This is a genomic window from Sedimentibacter acidaminivorans (assembly GCF_017873955.1).
Taxonomy (GTDB): domain Bacteria; phylum Bacillota; class Clostridia; order Tissierellales; family Sedimentibacteraceae; genus Sedimentibacter; species Sedimentibacter acidaminivorans.
Map to the genome: position 1 here is coordinate 66880 of NZ_JAGGKS010000003.1, position 25854 is coordinate 92733.

Here is a 25854-nt window from a genome sequence, read left to right on the forward strand (position 1 = left end):
CTATCTCAATATATTATCAATTATTAACACAATTATTCCAAAACCATATAATGTGTATATGAATAATGATATTTAGGAGAGATGAAATGAGTAGATTAGATCCTGAAAAACTTACAGTAGAATATAGAGAAGGAGTTACACCTAAAGAACCAATTATACCTAGGCGTTACACACTTACGCATTCTGATATAACAGCAGAGCTTTTCCTTACAATTGGATTAAACTATGCATATGATAAAATAAATGAAATGAGAGATGAAGTTATTGGAGAATGGATTAAAATAGAAGAAGAATATTTTTTCAATGTGTTTTTATATATTGATGGTCAATTTGGAACAATTCAATCAGAAATACGAAACGCAATATTTAGACGAGAGTTACCACTTGCGTTAGAAGCAATTAGATACGGAGATAAATACTTTTTTAGCGCACATCCTGAGTTAGATAATGCTCCAATAATAGTTTACTTTAATTCAACTACCCCATATTTTAATAGAATAGAAAACTGGGGAAATTTTTCAGACTATAATTTATAATTGCACAAATATAATTATAAATAACAAAATAAGACCTTCTAAAATAAGAAGGCCCTTTTGTATATTCATGTGTAATCGATTTTTTTTTATTTAAATAATTAATCAATAATCAATCCCATAATTAAAGAATCAAAAAATTCACCGTTAATTGCGAAGTCTCTTTTTATTATTCCTTCATCTATAAAACCAAGTTTCTTATATAGTTTAATCCCTCGTACGTTATCAGTTCTAACTCTTAAATTTATTTTTCTAATTATTGATGTAGTCTTACTCCAGTCGATTAGATATTTTATCAGTTCTTCACCTATTCCATTTCCACAATATTCTTTTAAAACACTTACTCCAAATTCACCAATATGAGCAGTTCTTTGTCTTAGACCTCCTGAAAAGTTTAAATTACCAACTATCTTCCCGTCAACTATAGCTATTAGAGCCAAAGCATTTTTTTCTTTTAATACATTTTCTATATAAGCTTCTTCTTGTTCAACATTTTTTCCGAACTCACCTGCTCCAAATGTTAAATAATCAGATTCTCCTCCAATAATATTAAGATAATCGACTAATGCTTTAGCATCCGGCTTATTAGCTTTTCTAATTATGACTTTACCATAATCAATTTTTATATCTCTCATAATATACACTCCTTAATAGTATAATTCATACAACCCAGGTTTCTTTTATATGCAATTTAAATAATAGATTGTTGAACAGATATTAGTGATTCTTTAAATTCATATCCTACAAAGTACGGTGAGTCAATTACATCAGACGAAACTTCCTCTCCTCTGTAGAACGGAGGGCAAGAATTTAACAATGCATTTGGTTTAGCCTTAGACATTAAATTAACAGTAATCTGATAAGGACCGAATTAAAAATCATTGCTACAAATTGTTTTTATTAAGCTGTTGATTTCTCGTCTTCTTTTTATAATAATGAATGGCTTATCCTCATATTGTTTATGTAGATCTAATACTTTATGTTTGCTTCTTTTAGGAAAAGTCCATATCCATTTCAAAAAATCAAAAAACTCTTTATCAAACTTTTCTTTGCAATAATCAGGTAAATCTGTTCGTTTTTTTCCATGTCTTTTTATCGCACTGAGTATGCAGATAAAGCGATTGATATCAAGAAATATTATAACATCACAAGCTTCAAAACGAATATCTAAAGTAGAAGCATAATTGCCGTCTATAATCCATTTATCTGAAGCTATTATATTTTTTTGTTTTTCTATCCATTCATCTCGTGGTGTCTCAACCCACCCTGGTTTCCAAAATTCATTATCTAAATGAATTAATGGATGACCTGTAATTTCAGCAATTTTTTTTGATAAATAACTCTTACCGCTACCGGCACTGCCAATTATTATTATACGATTATATTTCATAACTACCTCTTTAAAAAAATATATTACTAATGAAAATGAAAATCTCTTTTTATTTTCATTAGTACATTCCTCAAAATATTTATATTCTTCATGATTTTCTTCATTTTGAGGTTGGCTATAATTAATATATTATACCATATTGTAGGATATGTCGATAAAATTATATTAAAAAAGGCAATTCAATTTTATCTTAAATTGAATTGCCTTCTAAATACATAGTTGTCAATATAATTTATGCTCGCGCATATGTATTATCCTTTGCAACTAGGAATTTGATATATTTAAATAACACATACAATGTTATAGCTACACCAATTATTTCTTGAAATTTAATTAAGTAAGTTAACATTGGTATAGCTTGATTTGTTTTTATAAAAAATCCATTGGTAAGTTTTACTGCAATACCACTAATTATAAGTGGAAAAGTAAATCCTGAATAACTTGGATAGAATTTTAATTTTAACAATTTAAATAGCAAAACTATTACTATTACATACATGAAAATTGATAAGGCCATTAAAAACCAAACCATTGCTATGTTTTTTGTTACAAATGAATTCATGTAACCTGCCAATAAAAGGCTTGCTGGTGCTGCAAATATTGCAAGGGTTGGAAGTGTTGGTTCTGGCATCTCTTTTATCTTTACTACTCTGTATACGACAATAGGTAAAAGAATCAAATAAGTTATAAATCCAAACCAAAAAGCATATTGACTTATATTTATTATGTTATATGCGGGACCTGTAACACTTGCAACAACTATACCTACATAAACTATAAACCATGATGGAAAAACTTGTTTAATTTTAAAATTGAATACATACTTTTTTGTAAACCATAAAATCAAAAGTATGTGCAATATTATGCCTACAAACCACAATCTAAATGCAAAAGAGATTGAATATGGTTTAATGTAAGTTGACAAAATCATAATTCCCATAGAAAATGTAGGAAAAACACTTGCTATTACAGGATTATCTAAGTTTTCTTTTAGACTATCAGGATATTTTAGTATTTTTATAACCGTTAAAATAAGTAATATTGCAGATATTGCACCAAGAATGTAGCGGCAAATTTCTCCATAAGATTGCATAAGATTACCTGCAGCAGCTAATCCCAACATAAGTCCCACTATAGGAACTGGGTATTTTTTTAAAAATAAGTCCATTAAATTATTCTCCTCATATTAAAATTTAAATTTAAGATTAATTATAACATATATTCAAGATTTTAAATATGCAATAATATTATAATTTGAGTTTTAGGTATAACTTTTATTCATTAGTAATTAATAAAAATATTAATTATAATTACATAGATATATTTTAAAATATTAGGAGGACGAATTAATGTTATTAATAAATACAAAGGAATTTACAAAAGAGGAAATTTTAGATAAAGTTCAAGAAAATGCAGAAGTACTTTTTAAAAGTGGAACATATTTTTGCAGTGAAGCTGTATTGCAAACTATCAACGAATTATTAGGTAAGCCTTATGATGAAAATGTAGTTAAATTGGCGAGCGGATTTCCAATAGGACTAGGCAAAGCAGGATGCTTATGTGGTGCGGTATCAGGTGGTCAAATGGCTCTTGGTATAGTTTATGGTAGAGTTGAAGGTGAACCTATGCAGGACAAGATGTTTGAAGTTGCTCATAAACTTCATGATTTTATTAAAGATGAATATAAATCTACTTGTTGCAGAGTAATTACAAAACAATGGCAGGGTGATGACTTTAAAAGTCAAGGAAGAAAAGAACATTGTTTTACTATTACTGGTAGAGTTGCTAGATGGGTTGCGAACGAACTTATTGATGATGGAAAAATTGAGATATGTAAGTAATTTTATATAATAATATAAATAGATGCGTTGGTTTTATACTCATATATTAGCTCCTAAAATGTATTTGTAAGAAAATTAAAACAAAACTTATACTTTAAGAACTATACATAATAAATATGTAGTTCTTATGAAAAAATTTTTATTAAAAATATTTTAATCACAGTAATTATGGGTATAATGTAGACATGATACAAAAAAATTACAAATTAATTGCATTTTTCTTTAATATATTATAATTTCTACATAAAATCTACATATTAATAATATAGTATCATATTAAGATCATTTTAAAGATGTTAACTTAGAAATATAGGAAGAGGTGTATAAAATGAAAAATTGGTTTAAAAAATTCATTGACAAATTAGCTAAGGCTAATGAAGAAAGTTTTGGAGATAAACCTCTGGATTGTTGCTCTTTAAATAAAGAAAATAATTCTAATAATCAAAAAAAATAATAATATCACTTAATATATTACTTAAATGTCGTATAAATAATTAGTTTCCCTATTGAAAAATAACGCCCCAGTTGTTGATGGAGCGCTATTTTTTTAATTTAATTTGGCAATACAACTGTAAATTTACAACCTATTTCACTTTCTACTGTGATTTTACCTTGATGTGCTTCTACAATTGCCTTAACAACGGCTAAGCCCATACCGCTTCCACCTGTAGCGCTAGCCCTAGACTTATCAGTTCGATAAAGGTGTTCGAAAATGTTAGGCAAATCTTCTTTATTAATACCTATGCCATTATCAAGTACAGAAAATTCAATTGCGTTTTCATGGCACCTAATTGATACTGATATAATACCATTAACTTGTGTATATTTTATAGCATTAGATAATAAATTTATTAAAACCTGTCCAATTTTATCTTTATCCGCATATAAATTACATGAATCCCCTTCAACGTTTATGGTTATATTTTTTTCTTTATAATACGATTCAAAATTTAACACTATTCTATCAGTAAGTTCAAGTAGATTAAAAGTACTTTTGTTTAATTCAATATTGCTGTCTTCAATTTCTGCTATTTTATCTATTCCGGTTAACATCCTTGTAAGTCTTAATATTTCTTCATTACAACTTTCTAAACGTTCCTTATTAGGTTCCCAGATGCCATCGATCATTGCTTCTAAATTGCTTTGCAACGAAGCAAGTGGTGTTCGTAGTTCATGTGCGTAATTTTGCGCTAACCTTTTTCTAATTACATGCTGATGGTTAAGTGTAGAAGCAAGACTGTTTATACTATGAATGAGTTTATCAACTTCCTTTGTATTTGATTTAAGTTTAATTAAACTGTTGTAGTCTCCACCTTCTATTTTTACCGCTTGCTTTATAACTTCTTTAATAGGCCTGCCTATTCTACTTGCCATAAAGATTCCTAGTATAATTGCAAGTAGAAAAGCTAAAATAGCACCAAATGAGAAAATTTGGTTAAACATATTCAGAAAAACTACATCATCACTGTTAAAATAAAATGGCCCATAATATCCTAAAGTTATTGTTCCATAAAAAACTCCGCTTTTATTTATATCATAAGATTTTTCCATGTATTCTCCATTAAAATCAAGATATATGTTGTTCATATTTTGTTCAATATCAATTAACATTCTACTACACAATTGTTGTTCTACCCAGTTCATGCACCAAATCATTTCACCATTTTTATTGTTAATACTCAAAATAAACCCTTTAGCTAATGCTGCTTCACCAATGTTTTTAAGCATTAAATCATTAGGAGGATTGCCTTTATTATCGTAAGCTGAAATAACTTGATTTACAATTTGTATACTGCTTTTGTCTAAGTTGGTTTTAACATAATTTTCAAACTGTGTATTAAACATGTATTTGGTAGTAAAAAAAAGTGAACCTACTAAAATTAATGATATTAAGACGTAGGAAAAAATAAGCTTTATTTTTAAACCAAATTTCATAGTTACCTCCATATCATTATAAATATTTAAATTTCACCACTACCGAACTTGTATCCTGTTCCTCTAACAGTAAGTATATATGTTGGATTAGAACTGTCATCTTCAATTTTACTCCTAAGGTTTTTAATATGAGAATCAATAGTTCGATCAAATCCATCATAATCTATACCGAGGGCAATTTCAATGAGTTCTTCTCTCGTGAATTTTTTTTTGGGATATTTAATCATAGAAGATAGGATTTTAAATTCTGTTGGAGTTAGATTTATTTGAATACCCGATTTCCATACAGTCATCTCATCAATATCAATCTCTAAATTTCCGTTATTCCAGCTCATTTTAGAATAAAGAGGAGATATTCCATCTGAACATCTCCTTAATAGACTTCTTACTCTTACCACAAGTTCACGAGGGCTAAATGGTTTTGTTATATAATCATCAGCACCAATATTAAAGCCGCTAATTTTTTCATCTAGTAGAACTTTAGCCGTTAACATGATAATTGGAATTCTTGATTGTTTTCTTATTCTTTGACAAATTTCCTCACCTGATATCTTAGGAAGCATTAAATCCAATATTACCAAATCTGGATTAACTTTTTCAAATTGATTCAATGCTTCTACTCCATCAAAAGCAGTAAAAACTATATATCCACTGTTTTCTAAATATGCTTTGACGGCATCAACTATTTTGGGTTCATCATCAACAACTAATATTTTATTGCATATTTCTTTCATAAGTTCCTCCTGACACAATACATTTTTACCATAGTATATATTATAACATTAATATAAAAAAACAACTAATACATTTTTAAAATTACTGTCAATAAATTTTACTTCTAGCTTACATTATTATTGTGTAGATTTTATGAATATTTAGTAACTATATTTTAATATAAAATAACAAGTGCTAAGGAATCTGTTTTACCTCAACACTTGCAATTTTAATTATTAATAGGATTTAAATTATGCTAATAATTTTTTTGAAGGGATAATTAATTTATTGCACCATTTTCCACATCTATCTCCAAAATAGCCAATTGTACTATTGTTTTCAGTAATTTTAACAACTTCACATTGGTTTGTACATCCTTCGCAATCAAAACTTTTAGTTATAAATTTACTTTCTGCCAAATTTAATCCCTTAAAATTTGTATTGCCTTTTTTTTCTACAATTTCTTTAGCTATTATAGCAACGCCTATTGCTCCCATCATATTATAGTGCTCTGGAATGAACATTTCAAAACCTAAAGCTTGTTCAAAAGCGTTTTTCATTCCTATATTAGCAGCGACTCCTCCTTGAAAAAAGACTTTTGGTACAATTTCTTTGCCTTTTCCAATATTGTTTATATAATTTCTAACTAAAGCATCACAAAGACCTCTTATAATTTCTGAGTCATTATATCCCAGAGATTGTTTATGTATCATGTCAGATTCTGCAAAAACAGCACATCTTCCAGCTATCCTTACTGAAGTTGAGGCTTTTAAAGCATATTCTCCAAATTCTTCAATTGGTATATCTAGTCTTTCTGCTTGTCTGTCAAGAAATGAACCCGTGCCAGCTGCACATACAGTATTCATTGCGAAATCACATACGATACCATTTCTAATAATAATTATTTTTGAATCCTGTCCACCAATTTCAATAATAGTACGTACATCTTTATTGACTTCCAAAGAAGCTATTGCATGAGCAGTGATTTCGTTTTTTACAGCATCAGCGCCTATTAGTGTTGATGCAATTTGTCTACCACTTCCAGTGGCTCCAACAGCATTTATTTCTATCCCATCATACTTAGATTTTAGAAGTCTAAAACCATCTTGAATTGCATTGATTGGTTTTCCCCTAGTCCTTAAATAAATTTTCTCTATAACATTCATTTTTTTATCCAAAAGGACTAAATCTGTACTAACTGAACCTACATCAACTCCTAAATAATACATTGTTTCGTCTCCTTTCAAGTAAATCTATAAAAGCTTCAATTCTAGTAACATATCCAGCATCGCCTGTCATTTCATCAACTACTAATGACATAATAGGAAAATCTTTGTCTTTTGATATTTTTGGTAAAATTGATTTTGAAACTATTTCAGGCATGCAGCCCATGGGAAAAATTTGTATGGCTCCGTCAAAGTCATCGCTTTCTACTAAAACAGCTTCTCCAATACATTCTCTAGCATGGCCGCCTATATTCAATGATAAGTATTTTTTACTACTTTTCTTAATATTAAGTGAATTTAGCTTTGTAGGAAGAAGAGCAGTATTTTTAACCCACCAACTCGGAGTAAGCATTCTTTTTGTTGATACTCCAAAATCCATTAATTTATCTTCAATATATAAATTAGCAAATGGCTCTATTACAGTATATATTTCGCCTATTATAGCTATTTTTAATGGGTTTCTATTTATGTTTAAAGATATATGATTCGTTTTTTCCTTATAATTCATAAGCAAATCAATCATTTCTTTGGGGCTATTGCAATTTAAAGCATCTTTTTTGCAATTGTTTAAAATACTTTTACATTCGCCACTTATTTTTTCATGACCTGCAAAATTATGTACAGATGCCTCAATTTCATCAATTAAATTCATCACCTTTATTGCATCGAATATAGATTTCATTTTTGTATTTATAGATTTATTGCTTTTTGAAGATATCTTGTTTAATCTTCTGTATAATTCCCTAATACCTATGTCTGTGGGAGCATCAATTACTATAAAATCTAGGTTATATCCTAGTCTTTTTAATAGCATAATTTGCATTTCACAGTACTCTCCAAATCTGCATGGACCGCAGCTGCCAGGTAATATTATAGTATCAGCGCCTTTTTCAATGGCTTGAATATAATTTCCTATCATTATTTTGAAAGGTAAACATATTTCTTCTGGTGAATAAAGTGACCCGATTTCAAGAGCCTTCTTGCTATTTTGAGGTGGAATTATATATTCTACACCAAGTCCATCAAATAGTGCCTTAGCTGCTAAATATATATTACCCATGTGAGGAAATGTTATTTTCAACTAATGACCTCCTTTCAAGCATATCAACAAACGCTTCAATTCGAGTATCAAGACCTGCTTCGCCAGTATGCTCATCCACTTTTAATATTAAAAATGGATAATCTTTCGTTTTATCTTTAATTAATTCTATTGTTACAGAATCTATGCCGCAGTTAAATGAAGATATATATATAATTCCATTTATGTTTAATCTTTTCATTGCATTTACTGTGAATCCATAATTATTTCGTGTAAATGTCCAAAAAGGTTTTTTATAAAGACTCTTGACTTCATTCTCAATCATTTTGTCTTCAACATATTCTTCGGTTACAACTCCTACACCTAATTTGTTTAGTTTCCTGATTACATTCATATTTACATAATTATCGTAAATATTATAAGGGTGACCAGATAAAGCAACATTTAATTCATAGCTTTCGTCTTTAATTCCTGTTTTGTGATTGTGTTGTGCATTCATAGCGTTATTAAAAGCTTTTTTTATTTTGAATTTGTCTTTTGAAATAGTTTTTCCAGCTACTGTAGCCCAATTAAAAAGTTTTATCTTATTTGTTGCATAAATAGGTTCTATAATAGCGTCCGGCATATTTGGAATATTATTTAGAACCATTTCAGGAAGTCCACAAAATTTCGGACATATATATTCCCTTTTTCTAAGTTGTATTATCCTTGGAATTACTACAATATCACATTTATCCTTTATAGAAGAAACATGGCCGTGAAAAATTTTAATTGGTAGGCATGCTTCATCTACACAGTATTTAACACCTTCATCTAGTATTTTTTTATTGGTGTCATCCGAAGTAATTATTTCTGCATCCAATTCACTAAAAAAGGTTTGTAAAAAAGGATAATATTTGCAATACAAAAGTCCCTTTGGAATTCCTATTTTCATTTTTCCCTCCTATAAAAATATCACAAATTATAGTATTACCTATAATTTGTGATATTATTCCAAATAACCCTATTTCTATATTAATGTAATCCCCACATTAATCCATCTTGTGCATTTACATCAGCACAAACTTTCAAGAGTGAGTTTCATTATAAATTCATATAATTGTAATTTTCTAACTCAATTCAATAATTGTATAATCTTGATTTAGCAAATCCACATACAGCATCTTTTTACGGAGCAAATTTCCCTTGTTTAATATATATTTAAGAGACTCAGCAACTTCAATTGAAGCTATAGTAGCCGGAATAAATGCTGGATTCCCTAATTTTTTTTCTATTCCATGAGTTGCTTCTCTCTGATAAATTAGATTTAGCGTATCATCACCTGGGGCAATAAAACTAACTTGACCATACCATCCACCTATAGAACCGTGTACTAATGGAATATTCAATTTTTTGCATACCTTTTGTAATAAAAATCTTGTTGGTATATTATCAACTGCATCTAAAACAATATCAGCACCAGAGATAATTTCAACAGCATTTGTATCGTCTAATAATAGAGAATGACAAATATATTTAGCACTTGAATTTACTAACATTAAGCGTTCCTTTGCCGCTTCTGCTTTATAATGACCTATGTTTTTTTCAGTGGCAAAAAGCTGTCGATTTAGATTGCTTTCATCAATTTTGTCACCATCTATTAATATCAAGCTACCTATACCAAGTCTTGCAAGCTGTTCTGATATATGACCACCAAGACCACCTAAACCAACAACTGCGACAGTACAACTATTAAGCTTTTCTTGCTCAAAATCATTTATAAGTTCTTTATTTCTATCGAATCTATTTGACATAATTCCCCTCCTACTTGGATATAAAGATAGATTTCTTTGTTAATCTATGGACAAATTATATATTTGACATAAAGTATTGACCACTGAAAAAATTAATACCTTTGCTAAGTTAACAGTTGTATTATCTTGATCAAATCTTGGGGTCACCTCCGCTATATCAAAACTCACTATCTTTTTTGTTTTAATTATATATTTTAGAAATTTCAATACCGTTTCAGGGTCTAATCCTAATGGTTGTGGAGCACTAACACCAGGTGCAAATGCTGATGAGAATACATCTGAACAAATAGTCATGTAAATATGATCCTGATTATTTAAAAACGTATCAAATTTTTCAATTAAACTCCAATCATCACTTATTGAAATATCTTTTTCTAAAATATAAGAAACACCAAGATTATTTGCAGTTTTAAACAAATCAACAGTATTACTATACTTTTGTACACCAACACACATATATGAGTATTCTAATTCTTTATCAGAACATACATCAGCTATTTGTCTAAACATTGTCCCTGAACTGCCACCATTAGGATATGGTCTAATATCAAGATGGGCATCAAAGTTTACAATTCCAATTTTAGGCTTTGACTTATTTTGAGACAAATAATTTAATATACCATTATAATGTCCAAATGCAACTTCATGTCCTCCACCCAAAACTATTGGAAAAAGATTTAAATTTAATATTTTTTGTACTGCTAGTGCTAATGCATCTTGACTTTGCTCTAGTGTACAATCCTCTGAAAGTATATCACCTGCATCGAAGAGTTTTACTTCTTCTTTAAACCAGCATGGCAAGTTTGAGAGCTCTTTTCTAATGCTTTGCGGTGCTTTGGCTGCACCAAATCTACCTTTGTTAATTTGTACTCCTACATCACAGCAGAATCCAATAATGCAAAATCCTAATGTACCATTGAACACAGGTATATTATCATTTGATAAATCAATAAACTGTATCCACTGATGCCATCTAAAAGCATCATAATTATCTTCGCTATCTATACGACCTTTCCATACATTTTTATCTGCAATTTTATAATTATTATTAAACATTTTATATCACCTACCTATTAGTTACTTTTATTCTATCAACACAACATCGATTAATTGTCGACGAAACAACTACCTGATTGATTATACTATAGGAATATAAGTGTTTCAATAGAGAAAGTAAGTATAATACATAAGAAGTGCTACGATAGTTTAAGAACTAGAGTAGCACTTCTTATGTATTAATATATAAAAAAAATTATTTTTTTGTCCAATCATTTAAGTATAGTTTAATTGATCTAAGCATTTCTTTGAAAAAAAGTGAATCCTTTTTTCTAACATAAAATTTTTCAGCAAAGTCAGGGTTTCCTTTTTCGCTTGATGTGAACATTTTATTGATAAAATCAGTATTAATTTCTGGATATATATCATCAAAAACAACGAATTGTTTATGGAATCTATCTCGTATTTGAGGACGCGTATCATAATTTCCCATTACTACTAATGTTGCTGGCATAGTATACTTTGGTAAATTAAAGAGTTCTTTATGAAATTCATAATTTTCCATTATATCTCCTATGTAACAAGTACCAATACCTAAACTTTCAGCAGCAATAACAGAATTTTGAGCAGCAATCATTGCATCTTGTATTCCAAGCATGAAATCATTAATTACAGGACCTTTATAATTGGAAAATGTTTCACTTATATGACGTTGCTCAAAATATTTATGCCATTTATAATTGTCAACAACAAATAATAATGCTAAACTTGAATCTTTTATAAATGGTTGATTATCACAGCTTTTTGCTAACTTTGATAATAATTCCTTTGATTGAATTTTAATAATGCTATAATACATCATATTTCCTGCTGTAGCACCACGCATAGCTGATTCAATAATAGAATCAATTTGTTCCTCGGTTATTTTTGTTTCATTAAACTTCCTAATTGAAGTATGTGATTTTATTAACTTTATAACTTCGTTCATTGGATGTCTCCTCGTATAATTAAACTTAATAATTTAGCTAATTCAGTATGACGTCATCTTTCCTCTTGTCCTAAAATTATAATAATTTATTAATTAATCAATGGATTTTTAGAGCTAATAATAAAATCTATTTTTCCAAATGTAAAGCTAACTGGAATAAGGTAAGCATTATTTAGATTATTAAGTTCTATTTTATTATGTATGTGTTGAGGCTCGAGGTCAAGTTCTATACCTTTCTCATTAGATATATTAACACTGAATAAGCCATCTTGCAAATTTAAGAATTCTCCAACTGAAGCATTTACATATTCGTTTAATTTAGTAAAATTTTCATTTGCAAATCTCGAAGCCAAGCTAATAAATGATTTTTCAGTGCAGCTTATTGCAATAAAAGCATTAAAATCTCCTGTTATCTCTTGTGTAACTAACAAATCTGAAAAATAATTTTGAATTATAGAAGCTTTTAATGGAATAAAATCATCTCCAATAAATCTTACAATATTTCTAAAAAGCAAAGATATATATTCACTATAAAATTTAGTATTAGGTGAAGGATTAAAGTTAAAGAAACGATTAAAAATTTCATCTATCTTTTCATTTTGTTCAACATTTTTTGTTATATATTCTATTTTATTTTCATTTTTATAATCATTGATAGATTTCTCAAATTGCGCATTATTCATATAACCTTTATCAACAAGTGCTTGCCCCAATGATAAATACCCTGTTTTTTGTGATGATAATAACTCATTTACTTGTGAAGAAGTAATATACCCCATATCTACTGCAATATCACCTATTTTTTTATCAACAGTAGCTTGAATATCATGTACTTCGTCTATTTGTTCAGCAGTCATATATCCTGCATTAATAGCTAAAACACCTAATTTCACACGAGTTTGTTTGCTTATTTCCAATGCTTCTATCAGTTGTTCGTCAGACACTATTTTATTATTTAATAGATAACTTCCAAAAAATTGTGTAAACATTTTCCCTCCTGCTGCCTACTCTGGCCAAATTTATTATATTTGATTTTCTTTATCGATATAATTCATAATAATTTTTTTTAGCTGTCCTTCATCAATTGGCTTTTGAAAGAAGTCATAAGCTCCTATTTTTATAGCTTCTTTTAACTTGTTATTTGTTCCAATAGATGAAACAATGATAACCTTAGCATTTAAATCGTATGATATTATCTCTGAAAGTGCTTCAATCCCAGTTTTTACTGGCATAACTATATCCATAAAGACCAAAGTTGGTTTTTGTTCTTTATAAATATCAATTGCTTGTTGACCGTCAACGGCTTCAATTATATTGTCACAGCCAAGAGCTACAATAATATCTTTGAATTTTTTTCTAACTAAAATAGAATCATCACAAATTAAAATTTTTAGTTCATTTAATTGCATTGTTAACCTCCCCAAATTAAATAAGATTTCATCAATAAATGCTAGTGATTATTAATTTTCAATCACATAGTAAAACGATTATATATTTATTATTTTACACCAAAAAATGTTAATTTACAATACACTTTGATAAAATTTTGCTAAATTTTTAGATGCTAATCCAACTTTATTATATTTATGAAAATAGATTATTCCTTTATATTAGAGTATCATTTGAAAAAACATAGGAGTATATGTTAAATAAGTTTAGAAGTTTGAAGTATTTTTTATTGTATAATTCCATTAATTATAGAGATATTAAGATTAATATTAAAATTTTTAGTTATTTTTAAAATAAATTACAAATATTGAAGGCAGGTAATATAAATGAATGTTTTAGAAAATTTAGAACCAAAGAAAGTATTTAGTTTTTTTGAAGAAATGACTAAGATACCACATGGTTCAGGTAATGAAAAAGAAATAAGTAATTATTTAGTTAACTTTGCAAAAAAAAGAAATTTAGAGGTAATACAAGATAGTTCATTAAATGTAATTATTAAGAAAAATGCTACATCAGATTATGAAAGTGTCCCACCTGTTATTATTCAAGGTCATATGGATATGGTTTGTGAAAAAAACAAAGATGTAAGTCATGATTTTGAAAATGATGCATTAAAACTTCAAGTTCAAGAGGATTATATATATGCAAGCGGGACAACTTTAGGTGCAGATAATGGGATAGCTGTAGCATTTGGCTTAGCTTTATTAGATTCAAATGATATCCCACATCCAGCTTTAGAGATACTAGTTACTACAGGGGAAGAAACGGGTATGTATGGTGCTATTGGGCTAGACCCAAAACATTTAAATGGAAAAGTACTTTTAAATATTGACTCTGAAGAAGAAGGTGTATTTTTAGTAAGTTGTGCAGGTGGTGCCACTAATTATGTTAATATAAAAAATCAATGGGAAGAAAATGAAAATACAGCTCTTAAATTAGAAATTAAAGGATTAAAGGGCGGACATTCTGGTATGGAAATAATTAAACAAAGAGGAAATGCAAATAAAATCATAGGAAGATTACTTCTTGCAATAAGCAAAGAAATAAACGTAAATATTGCACACATTAGTGGTGGTGCAAAGAATAATGCAATACCAAGAGAATCAGAGGTTGTATTAACTACCAAAAGCACAAATATAGAAAAAATTAAAACTATTGCTAATAATATGTTAGAAATATTTAAAATGGAATTAAAAGTAGAAGATCCAGATATTCAGTTAGAAATCACAGAAACAAAATCACAAAAACATTTAACTTGCGAAGTAACAAACAAAATTATAAGTTTCTTAAACTTAATGCCAAATGGTGTTCAAACAATGAGCAAAGATATTGAAGGATTGGTAGAAAGCAGTTTAAATCTTGGAGTTATAGATTTCAATGAGGAAGAAGTTACATTTATATCAGCAGTTAGAAGTTCAGTTAAATCTTTAAAGTTAGAAATATTGGAAAAAATTGAAGTACTTGCGAAATTGATTAATGCTGAAGTAATAACTGATTCAAGTTATCCCGAATGGCAATTTGAACAAAATTCCAAGATAAGAGAACTTTGCGTAAAAACATATAAAGAAATTAACGGAAAAGAACCTAAAATTGACGCTATTCATGCAGGATTAGAATGTGGGCTTTTAAAAGAAAAAATGCATGACGTTGATATGATTAGCTTTGGACCAAACTTATACGATGTCCATACTCCACAAGAACATATGAGCATTAGTTCAGTGAAAAGAGTTTGGGAATTTATTAAGAAGTTATTAGAAAATACAAAGTAATAGGAGAATCAAAAATATGAGTGAAGATAGAAAAAAATTATCTAATACTGCTTATGGCGATATTAGAGGTGAAGATTACATACCTTTTGTGCCTACTTCGGTTGCGATGCCAGAAACAACAGGATATTCAATTATATTAGGAATTATATTAGCTTGCCTTTTTGCAGCAGCTAATACTTATCTTGGATTGAAAGTAGGTATGACAATATCCGCCGGAATACCAGGGGCTATAATAGCTACTGGGATATTAAAAGGAATGTTTAAGAGAAACAATATTTTAGAAGCAAATGTAGTAGCTTCTTTAGCTGCTATGGGAGAATCATTAGCTGGTGGTGTTATATTTATTTTACCAGCACTAATACTTTGGGGACTAAAACTAAGCGTTTTTACAGTAATAGTTGTTACTATAATAGGTGGTCTTATGGGTGTATTCTTCATTACACCACTTAGAAGATATTTGATAGTTGAAGAACATGGAGAGCTAATTTATCCAGAAGCAATGGCAGCTGCTGAGGTACTTGTAACAGGTAGTTCAGGAGGAGAAGGCTTCAAAACAGTAATGACTGGACTTGGTGTAGGTGGAGGATATAAACTTTTATCAGGAGGATTTGCACTTTGGTCAGAACAAGCAACTTATATTATTAAGAACTATCAAAGTACAATGATAGGAGCTGATACATTAGCTTCGCTTCTTGGTGTTGGATTTATAGTTGGTACCAAGGCATCACTACTTATGTTTGGTGGTTCAGTAATAGCTTGGTTTGCACTTATCCCTTTGATTAAATTTTTAGGCGTGGGATTAACCGTACCACTATTTCCTGCAACTAAAATTATTGCTGAAATGAGTGCAAGCGAAATATGGTCTAACTATATTAAATATATAGGAGCTGGTGCAGTTGCTATGGGTGGATTTGTATCACTTGCTAAATCTATACCAACAATTATAACAAGCTTTAAACAAGCTATGAGCGGAATAGGAGCTGGAGGGAACAAAGAAATTAGCAGGATTGATTTAGAAGCACCACTAACTTGGGTTATATTAGCAGCAGCGTTTGGCTTTGCACTTACATGGCTTCTACCAATTATAAATGGAGGAATTATAGGTGGAATACTGGCAGTAATTTTTAGCTTCTTTTTCGCTGTTGTTTCAGGTCGAATGGTTGGAATAATTGGGGCATCCAATAATCCTGTTTCAGGTATGACAATTGCGACAATGCTATTTGTAACTACTATAATTAAATTAACTGGTGGAGAATCTCAAGAATATATGAATAAATGTATTTTAATTGGCGGAGTTGTATGTGTTGCTATTGCAGTAGCTGGTGGTACTGCACAAAGTCTTAAAACCACATTTATAATAGGTGGTACACCAAGAGATGTTCAGTTAGGAATGTTTATAGCCCTTGCAATAGCTGGCGCCTTTGCTGCATTTGTCATAAATATGCTAGATTCTGCTTATGGAATAGGAAGTGCAGAGGTAGCTGCACCTCAGGCCACATTAATGAAGATGATTGTTGAAGGTATTATGACTGCTAAACTTCCTTGGACTTTGATAATTATTGGTGCAGCTATAGCTCTATTTTGCGAATTGGCAAGTATTTCAATCCTTCCGGTTGCACTTGGAATATACCTTCCAATTACCTTAAATACAGCTATATTGGTTGGAGGTATAATTAGAGAAACTGTTGAAAGAAAAAATAAAAATAATAGACCTAGAAGGGATGAAGTTGTTGAAAGAGGAACGTTACTTGCTTCTGGTTTAGTTGCTGGAGATGCTTTAATGGGTATAGTAGTTGCTGGTTTAGTTGCAGCTAATATAGATATCGCTTTTGGAAGAGGTTTTTTAACAAATATAACTCAAAGTAATGTATTTTCATTTGCAATGTTTATTTTATTAGGCATATGGATTTATATGTTCTCTAATATGAGAAATAGGAGCAGCAAAAGATGACGACTATAAACAAGGATTTTGATACGAAACATAACTTTGTTTTGTTCGTACCAGAAATTAAATATAGAAACTGGACAGAAAAAAACGGAAAAGTTACTTTATGTTTAGATACTAATGACCCAGTAAAAAAGTTCCTAGCATGGATGGTACACAAAAATCATAAGACTAATTTAGACTTGGATGATCGATGCTCAGCAGTATGGAAACATATAGATGGAGAGAAAACTATATACGATATTGCTAAAATAATGTCTGCTATATATAAAGAAGATTTAAATAAAGAACTATATAGATTAGTGACATATTTAAAATACCTATCTAAACGTGGATGGATTAAATTTAAAGAATATGAAACATAAAATATTTAATAACAGACTCTTAAGCTGGTATTAGCTTAAGAGTCCTTGGGTTATATTTTTTTTTCTTCAACTAATAAAACTTTTAATTCAGGCTTACCTTCAGCTAAACCAACAGCATAAATTGTATAGGTATAATTTGGGTCTAATTTAACATTAGGAACCGTTAATACTACATCGTTAGAACCAGTAAGAGTAACTTTAAAATTATATGTTCCTGCTGGAACACAAAAATAATTAGTAACTTCTTTATACGAAACATCTTGGAAAACTATTGAATCATCTGCTAATTTTATATCAACAGCTGGTGCATTTGGTGAAAGATGTACAAATCTTACACAAGGCTCACCGTAGTTAGCAGGAATTATTGATTCTGAAATTTGGAATAAACTTATATCTGGCAAATTCCCTACAGCGGCTAGATTAGTAACTGTACCTTCGGAAATATATATATCTGTATTAATTACTGGATTTGTCGTTTTTCCAGTAGGATATACTTTAATATTGTAGTTCCCAGGTGGTACAGGAAGATATTGTGTAAATTCTGAAAAAGCAAGATTTGATACAATAATATCTCCGTTCGCATATATATCAACCGCTGGTGCATTTGGCGATGCATGCAATACTCTAACAGAAGAATTCATTCGGTTAGGCATCATGCAGCTCGCTATAAAACATGGATACGGGTATGGGTAAAAAAACATTTTAATATTCTCCTTTATATTTAAATTTATATATATACTTACTATATGAATTAAATATATAAAGGTGATATACTAATAAAGTCAATTTTAAATTTCTTTTAATTGTTAACAATTATTTTATAGTTATTATTTAACTGGAGCAGGAGCTTTAACAACTATAAGCTCTAGTGTTTCTTCATGAGTATTAGAAACATTCATTTTAGTTTTGAATGGAATTTTTAATATACTCCCTTTATTGTATTTATGAGTTTCTTGTTTATCTAATCCAATTGACAATGTGCCATTTATTACAGTCATGTATACATTTGAGTTAGAAAAATGTTCAGGCAGTCCTTCCCCTTTATTAAATATCATGTGTATATAATGTACATTTTCATCAGATATAAGCATTTCTACTGTTTTACTATCACTGTAAGTCATGTTATAAACTTTTTCTACCATTGTATGTTCCTCCTGTTTTTATAATTTTTTATAGTATATATTAAACTGACATAATTTACTGTAATATATGTTACGAATATTTACATATATTTAATTGCTTTTGCAGGACATTTTTCTATAGCTGTTTTAATTTTATCATTTTCCTCTGATATTAGTATTATTTTAGCAGTATTTGCTTTTTTACCTTTCATAACAAAATTTTCTGGTGATACACTTACACATAATCCACATCCAACACAAAAATTCTTATCTACATTAAGTACTGCATCATCTCTAGTAATTATATCATCCATGGGTATTTCGACTTTTTTTACTATTTTTGAAGTAATAATTGCCATTGTTGCAATAGATAATGATGTTAAAAACCACCTTACTAACATAAATTGAGGTCCTAAAAATTTAGCTTCATTTGCAAGCATTGGAATTTTAATTACAGCCCAGGCACTTAATATGATTACTATATTGGCTACACTTGCTCCTTTTTTTATAAGCATTTTGCAAATAGGAAATGCTGCATAAATAGGGCCCGCTGAAAAGCTGCCAAATAAAAATGAGAACAAAATCCCCTTAATACCAGAACCTTCACCTAAGGAATTTTGAATTGTTTTTCTTGGAACCCATGCTTCTATTAGAGATGTTAATAAAAGAATTACAGGCATGATTATAAGCATCTCTTTAATATAATATAAACTATTATTTAAAGACTGAATTCCCTTATCAGGCAAGAAAATAAATAAGATAATATAGGTTAATATAACTAATGATAAAAATATATTGCTTTTTATTTTTTTTAATATTAAACTCATATGATTACCCCCATTATCAGCGCTATAATTATTGCAAATCCAAAGCTTAATGAATTTCTAACCAAAGCGAATTTCATACCAAATTCACGTTTTTCAAGAGGAAATGTAACAAATCCTACCATGGTTAAAGTAGTCAAGAAAGCCACTATTGGTACTATACTAGCACCAGCTTTAACTAATGAACCAACTAGTGGGAAAGCAACAAAAGCAGGTATTAATGTTATGCTACCTACAAAAGCTGAAACAATTGTTGACAATACTACATTTGATTGACCGAGATACTGCTTAATTGTTTCTGGTGGGATAAATGTAATTATTAATCCTATAAGAAAAAGAATTCCTACTATTTCACCAATCATATTTCTCATCATACCACTTGACATTTTAATTGAACCAAAAGTTTTCTTCTTATCTTTAATAATTGAACCTATAAACCATATTAGAGTTATAATCCAAAGACATATTGTAAAGATATCCATATATTCTCCTTTCAAAATAGCTTTTCTTGTATTATAATTATTTAAATAATATAAATCAGTTACATAGGTTACTAATTTAAAATAAGGAGGAATTTTATGCTAGAATTTTTAAAAATACTTGAACATACAGATTTATTTAAAGGTATGTCTGCCAATGATATGGAGGATATTTTTTTAGCAGATTATTATTTGATCGATAAATATAATAAGAATTCTGTAATATATTTTCAAAATGAAAAATGTACAACTCTAGATATAGTTTTAAATGGAATTGTCTCTATCCAAGGAATTGATGAAAAAGGAAATTATATTTCAATAAGTGATTTTACTATTGGAGATGTATTAGGGGGCAATTTACTATTCTCCCATAAAAATTTTTATCCTATGACCGTATTATCTAAAACAGATGTTACTGTTCTTCGTTTAAAAAAGGATTTAATTCTAAATCTTTGCCAAAATAACACTTGTTTTTTAACGAATTTCCTTCAATCTCTAGCGGATAAGACACTAATATTAACAGACAAAATAAAAACACTGTCGTTTAAATCTATAAGACAGTGTATAATTGATTTTTTAATATATGAAAGTTATATACAAAAAAGCAAAACAATAAAATTGGAAATGACAAAAAAAGATTTAGCCGAAAAATTTGGAGTTCAACGATCTTCTCTATCACGTGAACTAAATAAAATGAGAAAAGAGGGTTTAATAGAATATGACGCACATTCTATTACATTAATAAATACTCCGATTTAATAACTATTATGTTCATAATTTTATTTATTACAGTTTCATAGTAGTTAAAAATCCTCTTTGATATTTCAAAGAGGATTTGGTTGTTTTATATATGACACTGTTAATAAATATTTTATCCGTTTATTATTTCTCCACCATTTACATGTATTGTTTGACCAGTAATATATGTTGAACCATCTGATGCCAAAAATACATATGTTTCAGCTAATTCAACTGGCTGCCCAGGCCTTTTAAGTGGTGTGTCTTGACCAAACACATCAACCTTCTCTTTATCAAAGGTTGAAGGTATAAGTGGTGTCCAAATAGGGCCTGGGGCAACTTGATTAACTCTTATTTTCTTGTCAGCTAAATTAGCGGATAATGACCTTGTAAAAGAAGTTACAGCTCCTTTCGTAGATGAGTAATCTATCAGATCTTTACTACCTCTAAATGCCGTTACAGAACTCGTGTTTATTACGACACTCCCCTCTTTTAGGTATGGAACAGCAGCTCTTGTCAAATAGAACATTGAGAAAATATTTGTTTTAAATGTATTTTCAAGTTGTTCATCTGTTATATCTTCTAAATTAGTTTGAGGATGTTGCTCAGCAGCATTATTAACTAAAATATCTAATCCTCCAAAATGATTTATAGTGTTCTCGATTATTTGTTTACAAACAGTACCATCTTTTATATTTGCTTTTAACAATAAAACATTACCTTTATACGATTCTATAACTTTCTTTGTTTCATTTGCATCGTCGTCAGCAATGTTATAAACAATAACAACGTTACATCCTTCTTTTGCAAAAGCAACAGATACTGCCCTGCCAATACCACTATCGCCACCAGTTATAATTGCGGTTTTCCCTTTTAATCTTTCAAAACCCTTGAAATCATTATTGTCATATATAGGTTGAGGCTTCATTTTACTCTCTTTACCAGGAATTTTTTGAGTTTGTCCCTTGATTTCATCGGGTGTATACATATCTTTATCTTTCATTTTTTCCTCCTGAAAAAATATTATTATACATAGTATTATCTAAACTTGTGATAGTATTATATATAATTAAAAAATGCATTGGAAATAATCACCAGTGCATCTCTTGAGAATTTTTTAATTGAAAATCCTGTACCAAAATCGTTTTCTGGCACGACATAAACCTATATTACTTTCTTCTAGTTTACAATAGTGAGGACAAATATTACATATTATTCTACTCATTTGTGCCTAACCACCTCAAATCTTTCTAACTGATAACTTTCATTTGAAGAAATACCTGCTTTTTTAAGAGAAATACTAACTTGTTCTTCTACAGAGTTAACACCTTCTAAATTTGGTAAAAGAAGTCCTTTCTTTTTGCCTTTTGTAACAATTACTCCATATTTTTTTACATCTAATTCATTTATTGACTCTATTGCTTCTGCTACACCAAGAACATCTACTGAATATTCTAATTTTCTTAGTTCATTTTTGTTAACAGGATTGAATCGTGGGTCCTCTAAACCTGAACTGATAGCATTTTGAATGATTTCATCTGCAACCGAATTTGTTGTTGGCGAAATTGTACCGATACATCCTCTTAATTGACCGTTTAATTTCAACGATACAAATACACCTGATTTATTAGTTAACATTTCATTTGGTAATTTATCAGTTTTTTCTATTATTTTTTTATCATTTATATAGCTTTCGAGGGAATTTCTTGCAAGTCTAACATATTCATCTTCTTTTTCTATGATTAAATTTAATCGTTCTTCTTCAATCTTATTATAAATTTTATCAAAATGCCTATTATCATCTATTCCAATTACATCAAATGATGCAACAGAATATCCTACTCCATATGGCCCTTCATAAGAAAGCAGTTTAGATTTAACCGATTTTCCATCTAAAGCTCCAGCCATTATTATGAAGGAACGCAATCCACATTCTGCAGCAATTTCGCAAAAATCCTCATCAAATGTTAAGAGACGCATAAAATCACCTCTAGATAAAGCTTCTGTCGTTTCCCTATCAAATATTGGTCCTTCCTCTGTAAATCCATATGGACCCTCTTCTCTTAACATATGAGACAAGTCTCCACTTGCAATTACTATAACTTTTTTATTTAGTTCATCTGCAATTTTTGAGATGCATTTTCCAAAATTATAATGTTCTATAAATGATAATCTTGAAATAGAAATTCTTACAATATTATAATCTTTATAATATTTATCTACAAAAAATAGAGGAACCATCGTTCCGTGGTCTAATGATTTGTTTTTTTCTCCTAAAGTTCCGGCATGTATTTCTTCTTCCTCTGATAATTGAGCTAACTTGTTTGCAAACTCTTCATCATAATTAACTTCTAACTTTATTTCAGTTTCACCAAATTCTCTAAAATTCCCACTTGCTTTTTTTCCAGGCGAAATATGTATGTAGTCTGAATACATTACGGAATGAGGTGAAATTATAACTATTGTTTCAGGTTGAATTTCTGCAATTTTTTTAGCTATATTATCGTAAGATTTAATTGTTTTTTCAATTTTCATCTCTTGTCCCCTACCTATTTTAGGAATAATTAAAGGTGGATGTGGAACGATAAACGTACTTATTATTGACATTTAATAATCTCCTAGTATATAAAATATTTATGTTCTATTTAATTAAACGAGTTACTATTAGTTTGTTCAATTACATTTTTATAGTACATATATATTACTATTGTTATAGTTTTTCCTAAATATGTAAAGTTATTATAAAACAGCATATACACTTGAAGCCAATATAATTTTGATTGGTTCAATCTTATCAAACTTAATGAAAGTGAAAACTTAATAATCCCAAGTTTAAATAAATTCCTGTACTCTACCAACTTGTCCATCAATTAACATTACCTTGATACCATGAGGGTGGAAGCTACTTTTTGTCAGTAGTTTTTCAACAGTTCCCTCTGTAAGCTTTCCAGTTCTTTGGTTAGCTTTCAATACAACTTTCACTTTTGCTCCAATTTTAACATCGGATTTATTCTTTCCGTTCACTTTTTCTCCTCCTCTTAATTTCAATTTACTTAAAACAAATCTTATTACTTTTCAATTCGATTTTCCTTTTACTAGTTATCTATATACTAGTTCAACTACGTTATTCACGACATTAATAAATTTAGTGTTTTTTTAACTGTTTATTATTGTTATAATTAATTAATGCACAAATTAATATGAATAAGATAATTATAAACTCAGTTACTTCAGACTTCAAGAAGAAAGCTAAATAACTCAATTTAAATTAATATTAATTTTACAAAGAAAATTATATCCTCAACAATCTAATATTACTATAATATAATCGACTTTAACTTATTTTTTATTTACATTATATAGCAACAGATAGTAGACTTCAATATTCAAATAGTTAAAGTTATATAATGAAATTTTTTCAACACAAATTAGAAATATTGATTTTCTGAATTATTTTTTAATATCTGAATGTTTAATTATTGATATAAGTTATTAAAATGTTATAATAGCTTATATCAATTACATAAATATTTAAAAAAATTATACTATATTATTGGAGGAATAATTATATGAAAATTGCATTACCATCTCGTCAGAATAACATTGATGATCATTTTGGCCACTGTGAATATTTTACTGTTTTCACAATCAATGATGATAACAAAGAAATAACTTCTCAGGAAACTATAGCTTCACCTGCGGGATGTGGCTGTAAATCAAATATTGCACAAATACTTTCAAAAATGGGTGTAAAAGTTATGATTGCTGGAAATATGGGGGAAGGTGCAGTTAATGTATTAAATAACGCAGGTATAGAAGTATTGCGTGGATGTTCAGGAGATGTAAAAAATGTAGCCCTTAAATGGCTCGATGGAACTTTAGTCGATTCTGGTGACTCTTGCCATGAACATGAGCATGGATGTCATAATTAATTTTTAATATGTTATATAAAAAAATTAACATTTTAATTTCATTAAATATGCAAAAACCTCAAGTTGAACTAATAATACTTGAGATTTTTAATAATTATATAAATATCTATACTAATTTGTAATTCTAATGAATATTATTCATTTTTTCTACATATATTTATCTTGAATTTTATTATATACATGATATAATTTTATTCAAGAAAGGGGATTTTCTTATGAAATATTCCAACAAAAAGCTTATTGCTCCAATTGTTATAACAATTCTACTTGTTATCTATTTGGGTACATTTTTATTTGCATGTTTTTATATATCAGTTCCAATAGTATGGAAAATTATTGGTTCCCTTATTCCCCTAGCACTTATAAGTGTTAGCATCTATGTATTAATTGAAAGAATAAAAGAAATAAGGAGTGGTGAAGAAGATGATCTTAGTAAATACTGATTATATTTCAGGAAAAGAATTGGAAATGTTAGGTTTAGTAAAAGGTAGTACTATTCAAAGTAAAAACATTGGCAGAGATATTACTCAAGGGTTTAAAACATTAGTAGGTGGAGAACTAAAGGCATACAATGAAATGATGAATGATGCACGTGCCCTTGCTACAAAACGAATGGTTGAGGAAGCACAAGCTTTGGGAGCTGATGCTGTGGTGAATATTCGTTATGCTTCATCAGCAGTTATGACTGGAGCTGCTGAAGTTATGTCTTATGGAACAGCTGTAAAATTTAAATAAATAATTCGATTTTAAATAAAAAGATATCAATTTTTTTAAAAA

General features: G+C 29.1%; 30 protein-coding genes and 1 pseudogene. 10 read left to right on the plus strand and 21 right to left on the minus strand.

The features are described from left to right. The first annotated feature begins 86 nt into the window (after positions 1–86). The gene (locus J2Z76_RS05845; RefSeq protein ID WP_209511086.1) at positions 87–536 is read left to right on the plus strand and encodes a staygreen family protein; all 450 of its coding nucleotides are present in this window, start codon (positions 87–89) and stop codon (positions 534–536) included. Between the two features lie 98 nt (positions 537–634). Here the strand turns inward: J2Z76_RS05845 and J2Z76_RS05850 are convergent, their stop codons facing one another. The 4 genes and pseudogenes from J2Z76_RS05850 to J2Z76_RS05865 form a co-directional block, all read right to left on the minus strand. After that, a complete protein-coding gene (locus J2Z76_RS05850; protein WP_209511087.1) occupies positions 635–1168 on the minus strand; it encodes a GNAT family N-acetyltransferase in 534 nt (177 codons plus the stop codon). Between the two features lie 56 nt (positions 1169–1224). Beyond that, positions 1225–1392, minus strand: a pseudogene (locus J2Z76_RS05855) (peptide transporter); the annotation flags it as partial. 12 nt (positions 1393–1404) lie between these two features. Then, complete coding sequence (locus J2Z76_RS05860) at positions 1405–1923, minus strand: P-loop NTPase family protein (RefSeq protein WP_209511089.1); 519 nt, start codon at positions 1921–1923, stop codon at positions 1405–1407. Between the two features lie 232 nt (positions 1924–2155). Continuing rightward, complete coding sequence (locus tag J2Z76_RS05865) at positions 2156–3091, minus strand: TDT family transporter (RefSeq protein WP_209511090.1); 936 nt, start codon at positions 3089–3091, stop codon at positions 2156–2158. Between the two features lie 181 nt (positions 3092–3272). Here J2Z76_RS05865 and J2Z76_RS05870 point away from each other — a divergent pair, with 181 nt between their 5' ends. Continuing rightward, the gene (locus J2Z76_RS05870; RefSeq protein ID WP_209511091.1) at positions 3273–3764 is read left to right on the plus strand and encodes a C-GCAxxG-C-C family protein; all 492 of its coding nucleotides are present in this window, start codon (positions 3273–3275) and stop codon (positions 3762–3764) included. 328 nt (positions 3765–4092) lie between these two features. Further along, positions 4093–4218, plus strand: coding sequence for an LDCC motif putative metal-binding protein (locus tag J2Z76_RS16810; RefSeq protein WP_280922373.1), 126 nt, complete (start codon positions 4093–4095; stop codon positions 4216–4218). Positions 4219–4316: 98 nt separating this feature from the next. On the opposite strand, the gene J2Z76_RS05875 is transcribed toward J2Z76_RS16810, so the two are convergent. The 10 genes from J2Z76_RS05875 to J2Z76_RS05920 all read right to left on the minus strand — a co-directional run bounded on the left by J2Z76_RS05875 (position 4317) and on the right by J2Z76_RS05920 (position 13864). Further along, a complete protein-coding gene (locus J2Z76_RS05875; protein WP_209511092.1) occupies positions 4317–5699 on the minus strand; it encodes a sensor histidine kinase in 1383 nt (460 codons plus the stop codon). A 26-nt stretch (positions 5700–5725) separates the two neighbouring features. Beyond that, positions 5726–6424: a response regulator transcription factor gene (locus tag J2Z76_RS05880; RefSeq protein WP_209511379.1), complete on the minus strand. Its 699-nt coding sequence runs from the start codon at positions 6422–6424 to the stop codon at positions 5726–5728. 240 nt (positions 6425–6664) lie between these two features. Beyond that, positions 6665–7642, minus strand: coding sequence for an acyl-CoA dehydratase activase (locus J2Z76_RS05885; protein ID WP_209511093.1), 978 nt, complete (start codon positions 7640–7642; stop codon positions 6665–6667). Beyond that, positions 7623–8720 (minus strand): acyl-CoA dehydratase activase-related protein, encoded by a 1098-nt coding sequence (locus tag J2Z76_RS05890; protein WP_209511094.1) that lies wholly within the window; start codon positions 8718–8720, stop codon positions 7623–7625. The genes J2Z76_RS05885 and J2Z76_RS05890 overlap by 20 nt, the downstream gene beginning before the upstream one ends. Next, positions 8692–9612 carry an acyl-CoA dehydratase activase-related protein gene (locus J2Z76_RS05895; protein ID WP_209511095.1) on the minus strand — a complete coding sequence of 307 codons (921 nt, stop codon included), beginning with the start codon at positions 9610–9612 and terminating at the stop codon, positions 8692–8694. Before J2Z76_RS05895 ends, J2Z76_RS05890 begins: the two co-directional genes overlap by 29 nt. A 175-nt stretch (positions 9613–9787) precedes the next feature. Next, positions 9788–10471, minus strand: a complete 684-nt coding sequence (locus tag J2Z76_RS05900) for a HesA/MoeB/ThiF family protein (RefSeq protein WP_245210356.1) — start codon at positions 10469–10471, stop codon at positions 9788–9790. Positions 10472–10510: 39 nt separating this feature from the next. Beyond that, the gene (gene hutG, locus J2Z76_RS05905) at positions 10511–11527 is read right to left on the minus strand and encodes a formimidoylglutamase (protein WP_209511096.1); all 1017 of its coding nucleotides are present in this window, start codon (positions 11525–11527) and stop codon (positions 10511–10513) included. A gap of 196 nt (positions 11528–11723) precedes the next feature. Further along, a complete protein-coding gene (locus tag J2Z76_RS05910; RefSeq protein ID WP_209511097.1) occupies positions 11724–12455 on the minus strand; it encodes a nitroreductase family protein in 732 nt (243 codons plus the stop codon). An 89-nt stretch (positions 12456–12544) separates the two neighbouring features. After that, complete coding sequence (locus J2Z76_RS05915) at positions 12545–13444, minus strand: cyclic di-GMP-binding domain-containing protein, MshE-related (protein WP_209511098.1); 900 nt, start codon at positions 13442–13444, stop codon at positions 12545–12547. 33 nt (positions 13445–13477) lie between these two features. After that, positions 13478–13864 carry a response regulator gene (locus J2Z76_RS05920; protein ID WP_209511099.1) on the minus strand — a complete coding sequence of 129 codons (387 nt, stop codon included), beginning with the start codon at positions 13862–13864 and terminating at the stop codon, positions 13478–13480. Between the two features lie 366 nt (positions 13865–14230). On the opposite strand from J2Z76_RS05920, the gene J2Z76_RS05925 reads away from it, so the two are divergent. Genes J2Z76_RS05925 through J2Z76_RS05935 form a run of 3 tightly spaced genes read left to right on the plus strand, consistent with a single transcriptional unit; the run spans position 14231 to position 17983 of the window. After that, entirely contained in the window at positions 14231–15673 is a 1443-nt protein-coding gene (locus J2Z76_RS05925; RefSeq protein ID WP_209511100.1) for an aminoacyl-histidine dipeptidase, read from the plus strand. A 16-nt stretch (positions 15674–15689) separates the two neighbouring features. After that, on the plus strand, positions 15690–17624 hold the full coding sequence (locus tag J2Z76_RS05930; protein ID WP_209511101.1) for an OPT family oligopeptide transporter: 1935 nt from the start codon (positions 15690–15692) through the stop codon (positions 17622–17624). Beyond that, entirely contained in the window at positions 17621–17983 is a 363-nt protein-coding gene (locus tag J2Z76_RS05935) for a PqqD family protein (RefSeq protein ID WP_209511102.1), read from the plus strand. The genes J2Z76_RS05930 and J2Z76_RS05935 overlap by 4 nt, the downstream gene beginning before the upstream one ends. Before the next feature lie 50 nt (positions 17984–18033). On the opposite strand, the gene J2Z76_RS05940 is transcribed toward J2Z76_RS05935, so the two are convergent. The 4 genes from J2Z76_RS05940 to J2Z76_RS05955 all read right to left on the minus strand — a co-directional run bounded on the left by J2Z76_RS05940 (position 18034) and on the right by J2Z76_RS05955 (position 20410). After that, positions 18034–18684 (minus strand): DUF4397 domain-containing protein, encoded by a 651-nt coding sequence (locus tag J2Z76_RS05940; protein ID WP_245210357.1) that lies wholly within the window; start codon positions 18682–18684, stop codon positions 18034–18036. 126 nt (positions 18685–18810) lie between these two features. Next, entirely contained in the window at positions 18811–19125 is a 315-nt protein-coding gene (locus J2Z76_RS05945) for a cupin domain-containing protein (RefSeq protein ID WP_209511103.1), read from the minus strand. An 80-nt stretch (positions 19126–19205) separates the two neighbouring features. Next, positions 19206–19931, minus strand: coding sequence for a permease (locus tag J2Z76_RS05950; protein ID WP_209511104.1), 726 nt, complete (start codon positions 19929–19931; stop codon positions 19206–19208). Then, complete coding sequence (locus J2Z76_RS05955) at positions 19928–20410, minus strand: permease (protein WP_209511105.1); 483 nt, start codon at positions 20408–20410, stop codon at positions 19928–19930. Before J2Z76_RS05955 ends, J2Z76_RS05950 begins: the two co-directional genes overlap by 4 nt. 96 nt (positions 20411–20506) lie before the next feature. Here J2Z76_RS05955 and J2Z76_RS05960 point away from each other — a divergent pair, with 96 nt between their 5' ends. Then, complete coding sequence (locus tag J2Z76_RS05960; RefSeq protein WP_209511106.1) at positions 20507–21166, plus strand: Crp/Fnr family transcriptional regulator; 660 nt, start codon at positions 20507–20509, stop codon at positions 21164–21166. A gap of 112 nt (positions 21167–21278) precedes the next feature. On the opposite strand, the gene J2Z76_RS05965 is transcribed toward J2Z76_RS05960, so the two are convergent. The 3 genes from J2Z76_RS05965 to J2Z76_RS05975 form a co-directional block, all read right to left on the minus strand. Further along, positions 21279–22148 (minus strand): SDR family oxidoreductase, encoded by an 870-nt coding sequence (locus tag J2Z76_RS05965; RefSeq protein WP_209511107.1) that lies wholly within the window; start codon positions 22146–22148, stop codon positions 21279–21281. 218 nt (positions 22149–22366) lie between these two features. Continuing rightward, complete coding sequence (gene amrA, locus J2Z76_RS05970) at positions 22367–23752, minus strand: AmmeMemoRadiSam system protein A (RefSeq protein ID WP_209511108.1); 1386 nt, start codon at positions 23750–23752, stop codon at positions 22367–22369. 225 nt (positions 23753–23977) lie between these two features. After that, positions 23978–24169: a YwbE family protein gene (locus J2Z76_RS05975; RefSeq protein WP_209511109.1), complete on the minus strand. Its 192-nt coding sequence runs from the start codon at positions 24167–24169 to the stop codon at positions 23978–23980. A gap of 545 nt (positions 24170–24714) precedes the next feature. Here J2Z76_RS05975 and J2Z76_RS05980 point away from each other — a divergent pair. The 3 genes from J2Z76_RS05980 to J2Z76_RS05990 all read left to right on the plus strand — a co-directional run bounded on the left by J2Z76_RS05980 (position 24715) and on the right by J2Z76_RS05990 (position 25812). Beyond that, complete coding sequence (locus tag J2Z76_RS05980) at positions 24715–25077, plus strand: NifB/NifX family molybdenum-iron cluster-binding protein (RefSeq protein WP_209511110.1); 363 nt, start codon at positions 24715–24717, stop codon at positions 25075–25077. Between the two features lie 215 nt (positions 25078–25292). After that, on the plus strand, positions 25293–25520 hold the full coding sequence (locus tag J2Z76_RS05985; protein WP_209511111.1) for a hypothetical protein: 228 nt from the start codon (positions 25293–25295) through the stop codon (positions 25518–25520). Next, positions 25501–25812: a YbjQ family protein gene (locus J2Z76_RS05990; RefSeq protein WP_209511112.1), complete on the plus strand. Its 312-nt coding sequence runs from the start codon at positions 25501–25503 to the stop codon at positions 25810–25812. The genes J2Z76_RS05985 and J2Z76_RS05990 overlap by 20 nt, the downstream gene beginning before the upstream one ends. The last annotated feature ends 42 nt before the right edge of the window (positions 25813–25854 follow it).

Bases quoted from the DNA above. Each gene is read 5' to 3' on its own strand.
- J2Z76_RS05845 (WP_209511086.1), top strand. From the start codon at position 87: ATGAGTAGATTAGATCCTGAAAAACTTACAGTAGAATATAGAGAAGGA.
- J2Z76_RS05850 (WP_209511087.1), bottom strand. From the start codon at position 1,168: ATGAGAGATATAAAAATTGATTATGGTAAAGTCATAATTAGAAAAGCT.
- J2Z76_RS05860 (WP_209511089.1), bottom strand. From the start codon at position 1,923: ATGAAATATAATCGTATAATAATAATTGGCAGTGCCGGTAGCGGTAAG.
- J2Z76_RS05865 (WP_209511090.1), bottom strand. From the start codon at position 3,091: ATGGACTTATTTTTAAAAAAATACCCAGTTCCTATAGTGGGACTTATG.
- J2Z76_RS05870 (WP_209511091.1), top strand. From the start codon at position 3,273: ATGTTATTAATAAATACAAAGGAATTTACAAAAGAGGAAATTTTAGAT.
- J2Z76_RS16810 (WP_280922373.1), top strand. From the start codon at position 4,093: ATGAAAAATTGGTTTAAAAAATTCATTGACAAATTAGCTAAGGCTAAT.
- J2Z76_RS05875 (WP_209511092.1), bottom strand. From the start codon at position 5,699: ATGAAATTTGGTTTAAAAATAAAGCTTATTTTTTCCTACGTCTTAATA.
- J2Z76_RS05885 (WP_209511093.1), bottom strand. From the start codon at position 7,642: ATGTATTATTTAGGAGTTGATGTAGGTTCAGTTAGTACAGATTTAGTC.
- J2Z76_RS05895 (WP_209511095.1), bottom strand. From the start codon at position 9,612: ATGAAAATAGGAATTCCAAAGGGACTTTTGTATTGCAAATATTATCCT.
- J2Z76_RS05900 (WP_245210356.1), bottom strand. From the start codon at position 10,471: ATGTCAAATAGATTCGATAGAAATAAAGAACTTATAAATGATTTTGAG.
- hutG (WP_209511096.1), bottom strand. From the start codon at position 11,527: ATGTTTAATAATAATTATAAAATTGCAGATAAAAATGTATGGAAAGGT.
- J2Z76_RS05910 (WP_209511097.1), bottom strand. From the start codon at position 12,455: ATGAACGAAGTTATAAAGTTAATAAAATCACATACTTCAATTAGGAAG.
- J2Z76_RS05915 (WP_209511098.1), bottom strand. From the start codon at position 13,444: ATGTTTACACAATTTTTTGGAAGTTATCTATTAAATAATAAAATAGTG.
- J2Z76_RS05920 (WP_209511099.1), bottom strand. From the start codon at position 13,864: ATGCAATTAAATGAACTAAAAATTTTAATTTGTGATGATTCTATTTTA.
- J2Z76_RS05925 (WP_209511100.1), top strand. From the start codon at position 14,231: ATGAATGTTTTAGAAAATTTAGAACCAAAGAAAGTATTTAGTTTTTTT.
- J2Z76_RS05930 (WP_209511101.1), top strand. From the start codon at position 15,690: ATGAGTGAAGATAGAAAAAAATTATCTAATACTGCTTATGGCGATATT.
- J2Z76_RS05935 (WP_209511102.1), top strand. From the start codon at position 17,621: ATGACGACTATAAACAAGGATTTTGATACGAAACATAACTTTGTTTTG.
- J2Z76_RS05940 (WP_245210357.1), bottom strand. From the start codon at position 18,684: ATGTTTTTTTACCCATACCCGTATCCATGTTTTATAGCGAGCTGCATG.
- J2Z76_RS05945 (WP_209511103.1), bottom strand. From the start codon at position 19,125: ATGGTAGAAAAAGTTTATAACATGACTTACAGTGATAGTAAAACAGTA.
- J2Z76_RS05950 (WP_209511104.1), bottom strand. From the start codon at position 19,931: ATGAGTTTAATATTAAAAAAAATAAAAAGCAATATATTTTTATCATTA.
- J2Z76_RS05955 (WP_209511105.1), bottom strand. From the start codon at position 20,410: ATGGATATCTTTACAATATGTCTTTGGATTATAACTCTAATATGGTTT.
- J2Z76_RS05960 (WP_209511106.1), top strand. From the start codon at position 20,507: ATGCTAGAATTTTTAAAAATACTTGAACATACAGATTTATTTAAAGGT.
- J2Z76_RS05965 (WP_209511107.1), bottom strand. From the start codon at position 22,148: ATGAAAGATAAAGATATGTATACACCCGATGAAATCAAGGGACAAACT.
- amrA (WP_209511108.1), bottom strand. From the start codon at position 23,752: ATGTCAATAATAAGTACGTTTATCGTTCCACATCCACCTTTAATTATT.
- J2Z76_RS05980 (WP_209511110.1), top strand. From the start codon at position 24,715: ATGAAAATTGCATTACCATCTCGTCAGAATAACATTGATGATCATTTT.
- J2Z76_RS05985 (WP_209511111.1), top strand. From the start codon at position 25,293: ATGAAATATTCCAACAAAAAGCTTATTGCTCCAATTGTTATAACAATT.
- J2Z76_RS05990 (WP_209511112.1), top strand. From the start codon at position 25,501: ATGATCTTAGTAAATACTGATTATATTTCAGGAAAAGAATTGGAAATG.